Consider the following 16,337-nt stretch of genomic DNA (forward strand, 5'->3'; position numbering starts at 1 on the left):
TATTTATGTGGATGAATGCAGATGCTGATGAGCTCAATTTACTCCTCTTTTTTCCAGCTTGGCCTCTTCATTTTATAGATGATGAGGGCAACACCTACCATCACAATCGTCGCTGCGACTTGAAAAATGATGTAGCCTGTGTGTTGGCTTGGGTCCAGAATAGAAGGCGGAATCAAGCTGACTACAAGTGTAAGGACTACACTTAGCAGAGACAGCAATGATACAAACCACATAAGACCATTACCTTTGCCTAGACGGAACGGTCTTTCCACTTGGGGCATCTTATATCGTAAGCGGATGGCAGAAATGGAAATCAGTAAATATACGATACAATACAGGATTGTTGTAGTAATCGTCATGATAAAAAATGCGCTATTGACGTCCGGTACAACAATGTATAGAACAGATACCATGGAAATGACGATCGCTTGAATCATAACGAATGTAATCGGAATATTCTTAGATGTTCTTTTCTGAAAGAAGGGAGGCAAGTTGCCTTCATCAGCAACTTTAATCATCGATTTACTTGGTCCCAACACCCATGCACTCAATTGAACAAGTACACCGATTAGAATCATTGCAGAAATGATGTTGACGAAAATCGATGGGATTCCTAAATTGTGGCAGAAAATCAAATAGGGTTGTGTGATGTTCGACAATTCCATCTTGCCTTTCGGCACAGCATTAGATACCGTCAAACCAGCAACAATATTGAAAATGACGAGCAAAATAACAGAGGCGATAACGGCAATCGGATAATTTCGTTTTGGATTTTCAATAAAGTTCGCATGTACGGAAGAAATTTCTACACCTGCGAAAATAAAGATAATCCCAGATAAGTAAGCCAAGCTTCCCAGATCTCCTAGATTCGGAAGCAAATCGCTTGCCTTGAAGTTACCTAGGTAGCTTTCCGGCTGGATTCCATTTTTGAATAGATAAATAACACCTAAAATAACAAGAAAGATAAATGGGATGTATACCCCAATGATGGCCCCCCAGTTACCCGCGATTTTGACCATATCGAACTTCAAGTTCAATAAGGTCACGCCCCAAAAAGAAATGAGAATAACTACAAAAATAAAGTAGTTATTTGATGAAAGCTTAGGAACGTTAATCACGTATCCAAATAGTACACCTACAGTTGATGATACCATTACCATCCCGAAAAACATTTGCACCCATAACAGCCATGAGGTAACAAAGCCCCACTTTTCACCTAGTCCATTTTTGACCCATACTTGGGGGCCACCCTCTTGAGGGAATCCCGTTGACAGTTCAGCAGAAATTAATGCAATTGGAAGTGCAAACAAGAGCGCTGCAACCAGCATGTAGAAAATCTGTGTCCAACCCGTAATGGAAAGCGTCGGCACACTACGTACAGTACCAAAAAACGCCATCGTAATACCGATTAATCCGAACAGTGACAATTTTTTTGAATTAGCCATAATTTCTGCCCCTTTTTCTAAAACTTTTCTTCACGATACCTCTAGAATGTCTTGCAAATGAAGATTTTATTCTCTTCTTTAAAACCGAGAAATTTGGCAAAAGACAAAAAAGAACCGATTTTGGCCATTTACGGCAACAAAACCAGTTCTATTGTGGCAATCTATGTGATTTATACCAACTTTATAAGGTTGTAGTTCTTTTTACCTTTGCGAATAATAATGAATCGTCCATCAAAAGAGTTTTCTACTGTAACATCCATATTAATATCTGTAACTTTGTCACCGTTCAACGTGATTGCGCCTTTCATAATATCTTCACGTGCTTGACGCTTGGATGGCTCAATACCTAAATCAACAAGCCAGTCGATAATATTTTTTGTTTCCTTGGAGGCTTCGAATGCAGGCATATCTTTGAAGCCTTGCTCGATTTCATCTGCTTTCAGCGATTTAACATCCCCGCTGAATAATGCTTCGGTAATTTTTCGCGCCTGCTTTAAGGCTTCCTCACTATGAACGAACTTTGTCATTTCTTCTGCCAATTTAAGCTGGGCTTCACGTTTGTGAGGCTCTGTCTGTACCTTCACTTCCAGTTCATCGATTTGTTCCTTCGTCAAGAAGGTAAAGAATTTCAAGTATCTAATAACATCACGATCATCTGTATTGGCCCAGAACTGGTAAAATTCGAATGGAGTCGTTTTGTTTGGATCAAGCCAGATTGCACCGCCTGCTGTTTTACCGAACTTCGTACCGTCCGCCTTCAACATCAATGGAATGGTCAAACCATATGCTTTTGCTTCAGGACCTTCTTTTTTACGGATCAAGTCAAGACCGCTTGTAATGTTGCCCCATTGGTCTGCACCGCCAATTTGCAGTTGGACATCTTCTTCTTTAAACAAGTGATGAAAGTCCATGGACTGAAGAATCTGGTATGAGAACTCGGTAAAGGAAATCCCCGTATCGAGACGACTTGCTACGATATCTTTGGCCAGCATCGTATTGACGCTGAAGTTCTTTCCGTAGTCACGCAAGAAATCCAAAATCGTTAAGTTATGTGTCCAATCGTAGTTGTTCACCATGCGTAGTCCCGTGTCGCCTTCGTTAACGAACAGTTTCTTCATTTGCGCTGTCAGTGCATCTACGTTTTCCTGTACTTGTTCCATGGTTTGCAGCGTACGTTCTGTTGTCCGGCCGCTTGGGTCACCGATTGTGCCTGTTGCTCCACCAATCAAGATTACGGGGCGATGGCCAGCAAGCTGGAATCGCTTCAGCATCATAAATGGAATCAAATGGCCAATATGCATACTGTCACCGGTAGGGTCAACACCACAGTATAGCGATATCGACTTCTCGCTTGTTAGTTTGTGCAAACCTTCAGCATCTGTCTGTTGATTAATGGCACCGCGCCATTCCAGCTCATTTATAATGTTCAACATTGCGCTTCAGCTCCCTGGTGAATAAGTTGATTTTTTTATCATGTACCACTTAGAAAAAACAAAAAAATCGTCTCCTAGTCTATTATAGACTTAGGGACGATTAATTAACCGTGTTACCACCCATACTTGTATCGATACTCGTGCACTTTTTCATAGATGAAGGTAAAGTCCACTTGCTCCATAACAAAGAATATGTGTAAACCTATTCATCTGAGGATTAAAATCGGGATTCATAGGATAAAACTGCATTAAAATCACATTAGTAAAATCATGCTGAGCAGAAGCATAAGCGCTAAAAACAATATCGAGCACAAACAATTGAGCAAATCTGGAGCTTGTTGCATTTGTGCGCTTTGTGCTTGTAATTGCTCAGCCGAAGTCGCTATTTTCCTAATCCTCATTTAGACTATATTGAGTAATCTAAACTTTGTATCACTTCTACGATTCCACACGTTCCATTATTGACGAATTTTTCTTTCAATATTAAACTATAAATAAGAAATTAAATTCCAAAAAACCTTTTTTCATTTATTAAATTTATCCCAACATTACGTCGCAGGAGGAAATGAAAGATGACGACGACACCAAACATCATCGTAATGAACCATCCAACTAGAGAGCAGCTTGAAAAGATTTACGATATTTTAGATGAATGCTTTTCCGTAGGCCGAGCTTTTTTCCAAGAAAGATTAGACCTCGACACCACATATGATCCAGATACAACATGGTTTGCGATGGTAGACGGTAAGATTGCATCCAATGTACAAATTTTCCCGTTTCATATTAGAGTCGGTCAAGCGATCTTGAAAACAGGTGCAATGGGTAGTGTCGGTACAGATCTGAATTACCGCGGGCTGGGGCTTGCACACAAAATTCTTCATGCACAGACCAACTATATGAAAGAAACCGATTATGATATAAGCTTGCTTTTGGCTAGCAAGCATGCGTTTTATGAAAAAGCTGGCTGGAGACTTATTCCCGAGACTGCTTTCGCAATTGAAAAACCAGCAAGTTTGGAGCAGCAGCAAAGCAGTGATGAAATCATTCCTTTTGAAGCCTGTTATCTCGATGATATCCGTTTTATCTATGAAGAATTCAATAAGAATCGCACCTACACCGTGATCCGAAGTAGAACGTATTGGAATGATTTATTGACCTGGCCGGAATGGAAGAAAGTTGACTGCTTGCTCCTTCGCAGAAATGGAAAAATCGTCGCTTATGGCATCATTGAAAAGAAAGATACTGAACAAGTATTTATTAATGAATTATTGTATTTGAACGAAGCGGAAAACGGCGTTGAAGCTTTGTTTCATGCCTTATGTCAGCTGCGCCAAAATGCAAAGCAAATATTAGCGATGCTCCCAGAGGACCATAAACTATATTCCTATTACCAACAGCATCAAGCAAATTCAATTCAAATCAATATGGCAATGTGGAAAATGATCAATCTAAGTTCAACTTTCCATAAGCTTCAGCCTGAATTAGAAGATCGCCTAAACCATAGCAACATAATTGCAGACCAGGAGCTGCATATTGCACTTCGCAGCAATGAGGACTGTATCTACTTGGATTATAAGCAAAAGCAGCTTTCTGTTTCCGTTGTTAGTAATCATACCATTCCCGTTACTTCAATAGAAGTAGATGAACGCGAGCTAATGACTTATATCATGTTTGGCTATAATGAAGAAGGCGCAGCAAAGGACAGTACTGAGCACGCTAACATCCTTCAAGCTCTATTTCCGAAACAACAAGCCGTGTTTTATTTGACCGATAAATTTTAAGCCATTTTTGATTCCTACTATTTTAAAATAAGGATGTGTCGCAAGTCCAACTGCTCGGACTTATGACACACCCTTATTTTTGCTTAGCGACAAAAACTAGTCGTTGTTCATTTTTGATCTTCCTAACAGGACAGCACCGTAGGCTGCATCCTTAATCGGCAAAATCAGCTTTGTTTGCGGGTAGCTCTGTGTGAGCTTTCGCTCCAAGGCTTCTTTCACAAAGCGAGACTTTTGCAGCACACTTCCTGCAATCGCAATTGGACTTTCATATAGCTTAAGCCTTTCAATAACAGGCACAACAAGCTCATATAGATTGGCTGCACATTTCTCCGCTAACGCTAGTGCATGTGCATCGCCCTTCTCACATGCGGTCGTCATAATCGGTGCGAGCTGCGCAATTTCTTTTTTCGTCGTATTTTTATCATAAACAAAGCCAATAATCTCTTTCACAGTGCTTAATCCAAGCTGCTCATATACCATCGCTGGGATGACCGTATCGGTTATTCTTCCGTCCTCCACTTGAACTAATACGGATAATAGATCGCGCCCAATGCTATAACCGCTTCCCTCGTCATCAATCAGATGACCAAAGCCTCCTGTGCGATGCTGCTCTCCTTTTTCATTGACCCCAAAGCAAATCGATCCTGTACCGGCAATGAGAATGATGCCTTGCATCGCATTTTGTGCCCCGTATAATGCGGTTTCTTGATCGCCTGTAATCGTTAATGGCCCGATATAACCGTTATTTTTCACATGCTGCTCCAAAAAATTGATGACCAGCGGATTACTTATTCCTGCCGCACCTATACATATATGAGCAACTTCTTGTAAATTACCGCAGTAGAGCTTCGTTTGACTAAAAATTCCCTCAAAGGAGGCGGCAATAGCATCAGCATCACCACCGTTATAATTAATAGGCCCTACAGTAAAGGTGAATAAAGAGTCTTCCTGGTCATGCGTAATGGTGACAGCTGTTTTCGTGCCACCCCCATCAATTCCAACGATAAATGCCATACCTATGTCCCCTTGTTGTACTTTTTATCTACATCTGTATCGTAATATTGGCGGTGGGTACAACCTCACCATTTAGGATTGGAAGGAGTGATTTGAATGCATCAAGTGTATACTCAAATGCCGCAATTCCGCAGAACTCGCCTTCGATTAACGGTAAATCATACGGGCGACCTAATGTAATGGCCATTACTTTGCAGCCTGCTGCCAGCAGCTTCTGAACAAGCGCAAGCTGACCTTTGTTTTCACGCGCATTGAACAAGCCGATAACAATATGCTTGTAGCCTTGTACCTTTGGCAGCGCAGCGTTGATTTGCTCCTCGCTCGGGTCAATGTCGATAATCTCATAAGCTGTATTAAAATGCTCCCCCATATATTGCGGAAAGCTAAGAGCTTGATTCAAGCTGCTGGACGCAAGATCGGTGCGGTATGAATAGGAACCCATAAATAACACTTGCTCGTCACCGGTATGAATGGGCTGGAGCTCACCTTTAATGAGGCAGATCGTTTCCGTACGCATTAGCTCATTTGCTCGGCTATGTACATCGCAGCCAACTAGTTCATAATCTAGCTCCTCAATCGTCGCATATTGTGCTTTGTAAGCTAAAATTTTTGTAACAGCTGCATCAATTAGCGCTTCATCCAAATCACCGGTAGCTACAGCTTCTTCGATCAAATGAATCGCTTCCTTCACCGTCTCAGGAGTATGACTAATGAATACCAAATCAATACCTGCTTTAACAGCTCCTAACGCTCCTTTTGCCGTACCATAGTATCGTTTGATCGCGTCCATTTCTAAACAATCCGATACAACTAACCCTTTATATCCTAATTTTCCTTTTAATATCTCTGTAATAATGGTATGAGACATAGTTCCCGGCACACCGGATTTTTCAATTTTCGGAAATAAAATATGTGCACTCATAATCGCTTGAGCGCCTTGCTCGATTGCGGCCTTAAACGGCAGCAGCTCAAGCTGCTCTAATTCCTCAAGTGTTTTTTCAATTGTAGGCAAGCCAATATGTGAATCGACATTTGTATCACCATGACCTGGAAAATGCTTAAGTGAGGACATGACACCTCCATCGAGCAATCCCTTCATCATTTGAATTCCATACTGGGATACTGTTGCAACAGAATCACCATAGGAACGAACATTTATGACTGGATTCAATGCATTATTGTTAACGTCCATAACTGGAGCTAGATTAAAATTAATACCTAATGCTTTCAATTCTCTGGCAGTCATTCTGCCTGCTGCATACGCATTTTCAGGTCGTCCTGAAGAAGCAATTGCCATGGCTCCAGCAACATTTGTCGCGTCTTTAGGCATACGAGTGACTCGACCGCCTTCTTGGTCGATCGTAATAAAACCCGGGATACCAGTATGTGTCGTGTACCATTGCTGCAGCTCAGTAACAAGCTCGCCTAATTGATATTTATTGTCGATATTATGTGAGAATAAAATAATATTGCCGACTTTATAATGCTCAATAACTTCCTTCAGCTCAGGAGTGATCTCGGTTGAAGGGAAGCCTGTTACGAACATTTGTCCAATCTTTTCGCGCAAGCTCATATGTTCTATTGTTCTCATCAATTATTCACCTTCCTCTAGCGATATAAATGATACTGCTGTGTTATTTCTGCAAATTGCTTGCTTTCCGCTGCAAACTGTTCAAGCAGCTGCTTGGCTTGCATATTTTCCGTACGATACATGTTGTCTCCCCCCAGCAAATCGATAAATGGACGAGAGCCCTCCTTCACAGGAGGCAGGAATGAAAATTGCTCGTACAAATCTCTTATCGTAAATAATAAGGTTACCCCAACTTCTAAAGGCCTCAGCACTTGGAGATCTGTAATGTAAATTTGTACCCCGCCGCATAGCTCGCCACAATGTTTAGATGACGTTGGCTTGAAATGAACTGGACGAAAAAGCACACCCGGGATACCTTTTGCATTCATCTCATCTGCCAATTGCTGCGCTTGAATGAACGGAGCACCAATCATTTCAAACGGGAACGTTGTGCCTCGTCCTTCCGAGCAGTTCGTGCCTTCAAATAAACATGTTCCTGTATATAATAACGCGGTTTCATATCGTGGCATTCCAAGTGAAGGATGAACCCAAGTTAATCCTGTATCCGGGAAGGACATGCTCCGTTCCCAGCCTTCCAATCGAACGACATGCAGCGATGCATTCCAATTCATTTGATCATTTGCCATCGTTGCTACCTCACCTGCTGTTAAGCCGTATCGCACGGCTAGCTCGTAATTTCCAACAAATGATTTGAAGCCGGGCTTCAAGACATTCCCTTCTACCGTTACCCCGTTGAGCGGATTAACACGATCAAGAACAACAAATTCTACACCTGCATTTGCACAATCTTCAAGTGCATACAGCATCGTATAAATAAATGTGTAATAGCGTACACCAACATCTTGAATATCGTATACAATGATGTCTACTTCATTCAGCATTTCTTTTGTTAAACGCTTGGAGTCTTTACGGTACAAGCTATAGACTGGAACATTCGTAAAAGGATCCATGTAAGTGTCTACTACTGCCCCGGCATCCAAATCTCCGCGAACGCCATGCTCAGGTGAAAACATCGCAGCAAGATTAAAATTTTCATGTAATATAGTAATCGTTGATGCAAAATCCTTCGTAAGACCTGTCGGCGCTGTAATCAATCCTACGCGCTTACCTTCGAACAAATAACGATAATTCGTTATAGAATCAATCCCATTTAACACCATATGAAGCTGCCTCCTAGCTGCTTTTTCGCATAAATGGATAGAACAAGGGAATGTTTCCTGCTATACATAGAAACACTCCCTCTTAGCTAGTTGAATAGTTACCAAAGACTAGACTGCCTAACCTTCACCGTTTCAGCAGGCACCATAAATGCTTCTGCATATGTCTTTCTTGCTTCACAGCCGCGAACAACTGCTAGTGCTTTATAGTAATCCATGTATTTGAAAGATTTGCTATTCGTCACAAACCAATGCTTGCTTAAAGCATCTATCCATAGATCAAATGCCGCTTGATCGAAATCCACATATACGTAAGGGACATAATCAACCGCATCCTCCCAGTTTTCGGAGTAATATAATCTTGCTGCAAAGTGCGCGGGGAGCGCTCGTTCAAAGGATGATAGACTTGCGAAGAAACGGGCATCATTTACGATATGATGCGTTAGCGCATGGTCCTTATGCATACTGTTTTTCCAGTGTGTAATAATAATGTTAGGCTTCACGCGACGAATTACATCACAAACCTCCATACGAATTTCTTGATTGTCAGGCAACTCTCCGTCACAAGAATCATCGAATACAATGGCTTCACCGCCTAGCATATCCGCAAAAACCTGTGCCTCTTTCACTTTTTGCTGACGATATTCCTTTATATCCTGTCCTGCCGGGACCCCTCGTTCACCCGCAGTTAACGCTAGTGTCACAATGCGATCTCCCTTTAAACTATGACTAGCGAGCACACCACCAGAAGCTAGCTCCACATCACCAACATGCGCTCCAATTGCTAATACTGTGAATTTTTCGCTCATCTTTAAAGTTCCCTCCGCAATATAGAAAATTGTTTTTCAATAGTAAAGCCCGCTTTTTGATAGATTCGAAGTGCAGGATTATTACTTCCAGTGAATAAAGAGATATATTGACAGCCCACATTTTGAAAAGCTTCAACCATTCGGAAAAATAATACACTGCCAAGGCCATGCCCCTCATGCTCTGGGTGCACTCCGATACCGCAAAAAAATGCTCTTCCATCAGGCTGCGAAATAATTGGACCTGCAAAGCCCACAACCTCGTTTCCGTACACAGCTACTACAAGTGGTGCGCCAACCTTCACATAAGTAACAATATCCTTCTTCCACTGCGGATTTTGCAGGGCAGCAAGCGTTTCTTCAAGCCCTGTATGTAAATCAGGGACATAGGACGTAATGTAATAGTCCTTGCTATTTGCATTGGTTTCCTTATCTAAAATATCTTCGGGAACTATAAAGCTTCCGAGTTTTAAATACATGCCGCATTGCGTCGCTCGATCTTCGTAGCCTCTAGCCATTAAAGCTTCATATAATGGCTGGTCCTTACTGATGCCCGGGGCATTATTATGCTCATGCTGAGGTGCACTTGGTATACTCCACTTCAGCTTAACAGGGTTGAAAAACAATACATCCGCTTGTCTTTTCCCAAGTTCTTGGAATCTTTTTTCTAAACGCAATAGAAAAGCATCGTAAAGCTCCAGAGAAGCCACATGGGTATCCATAATAACACTCGTAATATAACCCGCCACATCTCCAAGAGGGAGATCAGAGCCGCAGCAGCCAGCTGCAAAACCAACAATCCCTTTTTCGTCACAGCCTACCCATATACAGTCAGCGTCAAAATAAGGATGGTCGATGAATGTATCTTGAAACTCTCGCTCTGTAAATGGCTTGTAATCATATTTTGTAGCCTCACGATTCCAAAGCTCTACAACTGCAGAGTGATCTTCAATTGAAAAGGGTCTGATTTGTATCATTTAAGCCTCCTGTGGACGTCCAGTATAGGCCCAGGAAATTTTGCCCATTACTACTGGCTGTGAAGCTCCAGTTACAAGCGGGATATTGTTTGGTAAGTGCATCATCGTGTAATACGCTAGCAGAGCAAAAGCAATTGCTTCCTTAGCATCACTATTACCACCGATATCCTCCTGCGTCAGCACCTGCACGTTATGCGGTGCAAATAAGTGCTGCAAATCACGCAATAGCGTCTTGTTATAGCTTCCACCGCCGCCAATTAACAATTGCTCAGCCTGATGCTGTGGTGCAATATACCGTTCATAGCTATCGACGATGCTCCAGGCAGTTAAAAACGTAGCTGTCGCAACAACATCTTCTGCTTTCCAGTGATTAACATTCATCAATTCAATGATTTGTGCCACGTATTGTTGGCCAAACCGTTCTCTGCCTGTCGATTTTGGTAACGGCATCGTATAATATTTATCCTGCTGCATCCATTTCAATAGCTCATCAATCACTTGACCGCCCGCACCAATTTCGCCATCAACATCTATTGTCATTGGTGCAAATAATTGCGATACAAGGCCATCGATAATCATATTTCCAGGACCCGTATCAAAAGCAAATACCTCATCCGGTGAGGCATTTACAGGCAAGACAGTCACATTGCCTATTCCGCCAATATTTTGCATCAGAAGTGTTTTCTCTGGATTGTTAAACAATAAGTATTCGGTAAATGGTACTAACGGAGCTCCTTGTCCACCCATTGCCATGTCAGCGACTCGAAAGTCTGATATGCAGGGAATTCCTGTTCGATTCGCTATAACTGCACCATCCCCTATCTGAACGGTACAATGCAGATTATAACCGCCCATAACCTTCTCTTCCGGAGCATGGTATATCGTTTGACCATGCGATCCTACTGCGAATATTTGCGAAGGCGAAAGGCCACATTTCCCTATAACGGATAATGTGGCTTGGGCGTATAATTCGCCAAGCCACATATTCATTGCGCCAACCTTATCAATCGTAGCGCTAGCGGGATCAAAAAGCTCAAATATGGAGTTTCTAACTTGCACCTCAAAAGGTGTGTTTTCAAAAGCCAGTAATTCAATCTCTACTCCATGCTCTTTTTCGACTGATGGAAAAAGCTTAACTACTGCTGCATCAATACCATCTACTGATGTACCGGACATCAAGCCAACTAAGTATGTTGCATCAACTTTTGATTGTTTGTCCATTAACCTTTCACCGCTCCAACTGTTACCCCTTCAAGGAAGTATTTTTGTAAACTGAAGAACAAAATAAACATTGGCACTGCTGAAATGGTTGCCCCCGCCATCATCGGTGCAAAGTAAGTTGTATTCGCAAAGCGAAAGTTTTTCAAGCCAACCTGAATGGTTTGCATATCCATTGTATTCGTTACTAGGAAAGGCCAGAAAAAGTCATTCCATGCCGCCATGAACGTTAGGATTGCTAGTACTGCCATAATTGTTTTAGATAAAGGCATAATGATATACCAGAAGATTTTAGGCTGGGAACAACCTTCGATTTTAGCAGATTCAATAATTTCAACTGGAATGGAGGACATGAACTGCTTAACCAAGAAGATGTTGTATACCGTTACTATGCTCGGCATAATCAACGCCGTGTACGTATTTTGTAATTCAAAAATATTTACGATCAAAATATATAGTGGAACCTGTGTGACTTGAACAGGAATCATCATAGATCCCAGCAAAATAGCGAACAAAATGTTTTTTCCTTTAAATTTCATTTTTGCAAAAGCATATCCAGCGAGTGTAGCAAAAAATACGTTAGATACCGTAATACACGCTGCCACTATAAATGAGTTCAATAACCAGTCCCATGTATGTGGGCTGAAGTTAAAGAAGAATTTATAGGAATCAAATGAAATCTTCGATGGTAAGATAGAATAGCTCATTGCACCAGCTTCTACCGGATCACCGAACGAGGAGATGACCATAAAGTATATCGGGAATATGGTAGCTGCGGCAAATAGGATAAGGAACGTAATGTTTGCGCCATTACGCATGAACAGATACCCTTTGCTTTTTAAGCTGTTGTTGTACAAACCCATAGTATTCTGCTCCTTTTCCTAGTATTCTACATCTTTACCTAAAAACTTGAATTGAAGGAATGATATAAATCCGATAATCGCTGCTAGTACTAATGATTGTGCCGCTGCCTCACCAAACTCAAAATATGTGAACGCATTGTTAAATATTAACAAACCTACCATTGTTGTTGCATGGTCTGGTCCACCGCCTGTCATAAGATAAGCGTTTTGGAATACTTGGAAGGAACCAATAACACCCGTAACAAGTAGGAATAGCGTTGTTGGTTTAAGGAAAGGGACAACGATAAACCAAAGCTTTTGCAGGAAAGACGCCCCGTCAATTTCAGCTGCTTCATAATAGCTGTTATCAATTGCGAGTAATGCGGCTATATAAATAATAATTGCTGTACCATGACTTGATAACCATGACATTAACACAAGTGAGAACATTGCAGTTGCACTGGAACCAAGCCAGTTTTGATTTTCAATACCCAAAAAACTCACAAGCTTATTGGCAATACCTGATTTCAACGGATCGAAGATCCACAGCCATACAACAGATAGCGCTACACCAGATGCTACGGCTGGCAAGTAATATAGTGCTTTAAAGACAGTTTGTGTTCTTTTCTTGAAAGGAATAATCAAAATTGAAATTAAAAATGATAGAAGAATATTAAATGGAACAGTTAATAGCGTATATACTAACGTGTTTTTCAATGCTTTCCAGAAAAGTTCATCTGAAAACGAGTTAACGAAGTTATCCATGCCGACAAAAGTGGACCCTAATGGACCATATTTTTGTAAGCTGATAATAAAAGCATTGATGACTGGATATGCGGTAAATAAAGAAAACGCAATAAGTGCTACTGCGATAAACGCGTATCCCCAACCTGAGTCACTTTCGAGCTTCAATTTTTTTCTTTTAGTTAACGTTTGATTCATTGGGTCGCACCTCTCTTCTAAAAACAGTACAAGCTCTAGCTAATTTAGAAGGAAAGCTGTACGTTCTAACTACGCACAGCTTTCACATGCCCGTCTATGACAGACTAGTCAACTACAATACCATCTTTACCGAAGGATTTGATTGCAGCTGCTTTAACTGCATCATACATTTCTTGTGGAGTAATCTCGTCTGCAAGTAATGCTTGTAGTTTAGGAATAATAACTTCTGTTTCAATTTTTATTGCTTCAGCAGCTAGATCAGTAGGAATATCTGTACGAGCCGGAAGCGCTTTTGCCATCATAGCTTTACCTGCAGCAACGTTATCTTCGTTACGAGGAAATTTTTCAAGTACTTCTGCATTACGTGCAGATTCAGTAATTGGTGTTAAGAACAATTCATTACTGTAGTTAGCAGCAATTGAACCAGAAGACAAGAAGTTCATCGCTAGGGCAATATTTTTGATATGCTCTTCAGAAGGAGCTTTTTTACCACGAAGTGCGATATAACCATCAACGATTGAAGTAGGGATATAATTGGCACCGTTAAATGTTGGAACTGGCAGTGAAATGTAATCAACTTCGATAGAATCTGCAACAGCTGAACCATCTTTCGCTTTAATCTTCTCATTGTTTAGACGAGCAGAGTTTTCAAATGCAGATAAACCTTTACCAGTGATCATCGTCTGACCCGTTAGGAACATGTTCCAACGTTTACCAGCATCGATAGAGCTTAGCTCTTTAGGCATAGAACCATCGTTGATCATTTCACGAATCGATGTTAGTAGAGCCAGGAAGTTTTTGCTTGTATACGTGTATTTAAGGTCCTTATCGAAGTAATCTGGTAGACCTGCAGTTTTAGCAAGAATACCCAGATAGTCTTTAGATGCTACACCAGATGTTGCGAACACGAAACCATAACGAGTAGTTTCACCTTTATCATTTTTCACTACGCCTTTAGAAATTGCATTACGGAACTCTTCATAAGTCCAACCGTTTTGTTGAACGCTTTTCCAATCAATTCCGGCTTCTTCAAGGAATTGTTTGTTACCACCAATAGTGTGGATTTCCATATACGCTGGTAGGCCGTATTGAGCGTCACCTAGTTGGAAATATTTCATTGGAACTTCGTCATAATCTGCCTTAACTTCGTCAGAAAGGACATCGTTTAGGTCGATTAGTACATTAAGTGCTGCATATTTTGAAAGTCCAGATGCACCGATCCAAGCAATATCTGGAGGAGAACCTGCATTTACTTGAGTATCAAGTTTTTGCGTCATATCTTCCCAGCTTGCTGGTTCGATTTTCAAAGTCAAGTTAGGATGTAGTGTATTAAATTCTTTTTCCATATCAGCAAAACGTGCTTGATAGTTCGCTGATACTGGAGGCAAAAGTGCTGTAATCGTATCCTTTTTGGGCTCTGAGCCACCGTTACTGCTTCCTGTGTTACCAGAATCTGTAGAAGCTGGAGCGTTATTTCCGTTTCCTCCACAAGCAGATAATAATGATACCATCATGATTCCTGACAAAAACAGCGTTAATCCACGTGATCTTTTTTTCATCGAAAACAGCCTCCTTAATTATTAATAGCATCCATCCTGTTATTCCACTTTTCACACCTAAGCCAATGATGAGATTGCCTGTTTCAAGCGTCCTCCGTTTGCATTAAGTACTTGTTCTGCTTCTTTTGCATCTAACCCCGATTTAATCATCATAATTGCCAGCTTACAGTTCATAGATGCTTTTTCAAGTGTTTCTGCGGCGGTTGATGTATCTACACCAGTCGTGTTCATGATGATACGAATCGAGCGATCTACGAGCTTAAAATTACTAGCCTTCAGATCAACCATCAAGTTGTTGTACGTTTTTCCTAACTTGACCATTGTGCATGTTGTCAGCATATTAAGCACTAACTTCTGAGCAGTTCCTGCCTTTAATCGAGTCGAACCGCTAATGACCTCAGGTCCTACAACAGGTGTTATACAAACATCTACAATGGGTTCGAACTTTGAGCCTCTGTTGTTACAAACACCGATAGTGGCTGCTCCAAGTTCCTTTGCTTTCGCTAAAGCTGCAATAACGTAGTTTGCACTACCGCTTGCCGAAATCCCAATAAGTACATCTTTGTTTGTTACACCAATGCTTTCGATTAATGCGATCCCTTCATCCATATCGTCTTCACAGCCTTCAACCGCAGTACGCAAAGCAATATCACCACCAGCAATATAGCCCTGCACCAAGGAAGGATCTGTACCAAAGGTAGGAGGACATTCGGAAGCATCCAGAACACCTAATCTTCCTGATGAGCCAGCTCCTATGTAAAACATTCTTCCACCATTAGACAACCTATGATGTAGAATATCTACCGCCTTTGCAATCTGCGGAATCTCCTCAGCTATAGCTCTGGGGACCAGTGCATCTTGTTGATTCATTAACTGGATCATTTCTTCCGTAGTACATTCATCAATCATTAATGTGTCTGGATTCACAGCCTCTGTTGTCAATCCCGCAAGGTAGTCATTCATAGCCATCCTCCTTCTTCCCAGCCTTAATCTGTCATTGAATTAACAAAACACGTTAGATTAACTTACAATTATTATGTTCTTATACTAATACAACACCATCGCTTCGTCAATAGATTTTGAAATATAATTTCATAAAGAAATTAAATCCTGATGTTTTATTTCATCCCTTACATACTATGTTATACCACATTTATAAAGCGCTTACAAGATGCAATTTAAATTTTTACCAATTGCTTTGATCGCTATGGCTCTAAGGTTAAAGCGATTTGAAAAAATGTATTATTTGCTGATTATCGCTCCAAACGAAACATAAAGTTACATCATCCGTGTTCAACCGGATGATGTTTCGTCTTCGATTCCATTCATTTTCTTCCTCATAATTGTGTGCCAAGCTATTAATTATTGAATTAAACTACTTATTATATTCATTAGATCAACGTATTCATCATGTAGATAATCTGACATGGATTGATAAGTAGTACATTTTAGCACACGAATAAGTGAATGAAATAATCGAGTAGGAGGAGGCGGTAAGCCTCCGTCCTCTCACACCACCGTACATGCGGGTCCGCATACGGCGGTTCCAAAAGGTTAACAAAGTTCCAGATA

General features: G+C 41.1%; 13 protein-coding genes. 1 reads left to right on the forward strand and 12 read right to left on the reverse strand.

Annotation, left to right across the window (positions count from 1 at the left end; all coding sequences use genetic code 11):
- Positions 1-38: 38 nt before the first annotated feature.
- Together tyrP and tyrS are read right to left on the reverse strand one after the other, a co-directional pair.
- A complete protein-coding gene (tyrP, locus tag L1028_RS27820) occupies positions 39-1,445 on the reverse strand; it encodes a tyrosine-tyramine antiporter (protein ID WP_234541207.1) in 1,407 nt (468 codons plus the stop codon).
- Between the two features lie 170 nt (positions 1,446-1,615).
- Positions 1,616-2,875, reverse strand: a complete 1,260-nt coding sequence (gene tyrS / locus L1028_RS27825; RefSeq protein WP_234541221.1) for a tyrosine--tRNA ligase — start codon at positions 2,873-2,875, stop codon at positions 1,616-1,618.
- 575 nt (positions 2,876-3,450) lie between these two features.
- Here tyrS and L1028_RS27830 point away from each other — a divergent pair.
- Entirely contained in the window at positions 3,451-4,659 is a 1,209-nt protein-coding gene (locus tag L1028_RS27830) for a GNAT family N-acetyltransferase (protein ID WP_234541209.1), read from the forward strand.
- A gap of 96 nt (positions 4,660-4,755) precedes the next feature.
- Here the strand turns inward: L1028_RS27830 and L1028_RS27835 are convergent, their stop codons facing one another.
- The 10 genes from L1028_RS27835 to murQ all read right to left on the reverse strand — a co-directional run bounded on the left by L1028_RS27835 (position 4,756) and on the right by murQ (position 15,728).
- Entirely contained in the window at positions 4,756-5,673 is a 918-nt protein-coding gene (locus tag L1028_RS27835) for an N-acetylglucosamine kinase (protein WP_234541210.1), read from the reverse strand.
- A 28-nt stretch (positions 5,674-5,701) separates the two neighbouring features.
- Positions 5,702-7,264, reverse strand: a complete 1,563-nt coding sequence (locus L1028_RS27840; RefSeq protein ID WP_234541211.1) for a glycoside hydrolase family 3 protein — start codon at positions 7,262-7,264, stop codon at positions 5,702-5,704.
- A 17-nt stretch (positions 7,265-7,281) separates the two neighbouring features.
- Positions 7,282-8,424, reverse strand: a complete 1,143-nt coding sequence (locus L1028_RS27845) for an exo-beta-N-acetylmuramidase NamZ family protein (RefSeq protein WP_076141025.1) — start codon at positions 8,422-8,424, stop codon at positions 7,282-7,284.
- A 98-nt stretch (positions 8,425-8,522) separates the two neighbouring features.
- Positions 8,523-9,230, reverse strand: a complete 708-nt coding sequence (locus L1028_RS27850) for a PIG-L deacetylase family protein (protein ID WP_234541212.1) — start codon at positions 9,228-9,230, stop codon at positions 8,523-8,525.
- Positions 9,231-9,232: 2 nt separating this feature from the next.
- Entirely contained in the window at positions 9,233-10,204 is a 972-nt protein-coding gene (locus L1028_RS27855; RefSeq protein WP_234541213.1) for a GNAT family N-acetyltransferase, read from the reverse strand.
- Entirely contained in the window at positions 10,205-11,425 is a 1,221-nt protein-coding gene (locus tag L1028_RS27860; protein ID WP_234541214.1) for an anhydro-N-acetylmuramic acid kinase, read from the reverse strand.
- The gene (locus L1028_RS27865; RefSeq protein WP_234541215.1) at positions 11,425-12,285 is read right to left on the reverse strand and encodes a carbohydrate ABC transporter permease; all 861 of its coding nucleotides are present in this window, start codon (positions 12,283-12,285) and stop codon (positions 11,425-11,427) included. The genes L1028_RS27860 and L1028_RS27865 overlap by 1 nt, the downstream gene beginning before the upstream one ends.
- Before the next feature lie 18 nt (positions 12,286-12,303).
- Positions 12,304-13,206, reverse strand: a complete 903-nt coding sequence (locus L1028_RS27870; protein WP_234541216.1) for a carbohydrate ABC transporter permease — start codon at positions 13,204-13,206, stop codon at positions 12,304-12,306.
- 104 nt (positions 13,207-13,310) lie between these two features.
- Positions 13,311-14,765, reverse strand: a complete 1,455-nt coding sequence (locus L1028_RS27875) for an ABC transporter substrate-binding protein (RefSeq protein ID WP_234541217.1) — start codon at positions 14,763-14,765, stop codon at positions 13,311-13,313.
- 57 nt (positions 14,766-14,822) lie between these two features.
- Positions 14,823-15,728 carry an N-acetylmuramic acid 6-phosphate etherase gene (gene murQ, locus L1028_RS27880; RefSeq protein ID WP_094869336.1) on the reverse strand — a complete coding sequence of 302 codons (906 nt, stop codon included), beginning with the start codon at positions 15,726-15,728 and terminating at the stop codon, positions 14,823-14,825.
- Positions 15,729-16,337: the final 609 nt, after the last annotated feature.

Source organism: Paenibacillus pseudetheri, from assembly GCF_924513355.1.
Lineage (GTDB): Bacteria > Bacillota > Bacilli > Paenibacillales > Paenibacillaceae > Paenibacillus_AQ > Paenibacillus_AQ pseudetheri.

What these genes read in the sequence shown, in the direction of transcription:
- tyrP (WP_234541207.1), bottom strand. Translation starts at nt 1,445, where the DNA reads ATGGCTAATTCAAAAAAATTGTCACTGTTCGGATTAATCGGTATTACG.
- L1028_RS27830 (WP_234541209.1), top strand. Translation starts at nt 3,451, where the DNA reads ATGACGACGACACCAAACATCATCGTAATGAACCATCCAACTAGAGAG.
- L1028_RS27835 (WP_234541210.1), bottom strand. Translation starts at nt 5,673, where the DNA reads ATGGCATTTATCGTTGGAATTGATGGGGGTGGCACGAAAACAGCTGTC.
- L1028_RS27840 (WP_234541211.1), bottom strand. Translation starts at nt 7,264, where the DNA reads ATGAGAACAATAGAACATATGAGCTTGCGCGAAAAGATTGGACAAATG.
- L1028_RS27845 (WP_076141025.1), bottom strand. Translation starts at nt 8,424, where the DNA reads ATGGTGTTAAATGGGATTGATTCTATAACGAATTATCGTTATTTGTTC.
- L1028_RS27850 (WP_234541212.1), bottom strand. Translation starts at nt 9,230, where the DNA reads ATGAGCGAAAAATTCACAGTATTAGCAATTGGAGCGCATGTTGGTGAT.
- L1028_RS27855 (WP_234541213.1), bottom strand. Translation starts at nt 10,204, where the DNA reads ATGATACAAATCAGACCCTTTTCAATTGAAGATCACTCTGCAGTTGTA.
- L1028_RS27860 (WP_234541214.1), bottom strand. Translation starts at nt 11,425, where the DNA reads ATGGACAAACAATCAAAAGTTGATGCAACATACTTAGTTGGCTTGATG.
- L1028_RS27865 (WP_234541215.1), bottom strand. Translation starts at nt 12,285, where the DNA reads ATGGGTTTGTACAACAACAGCTTAAAAAGCAAAGGGTATCTGTTCATG.
- L1028_RS27870 (WP_234541216.1), bottom strand. Translation starts at nt 13,206, where the DNA reads ATGAATCAAACGTTAACTAAAAGAAAAAAATTGAAGCTCGAAAGTGAC.
- L1028_RS27875 (WP_234541217.1), bottom strand. Translation starts at nt 14,765, where the DNA reads ATGAAAAAAAGATCACGTGGATTAACGCTGTTTTTGTCAGGAATCATG.
- murQ (WP_094869336.1), bottom strand. Translation starts at nt 15,728, where the DNA reads ATGAATGACTACCTTGCGGGATTGACAACAGAGGCTGTGAATCCAGAC.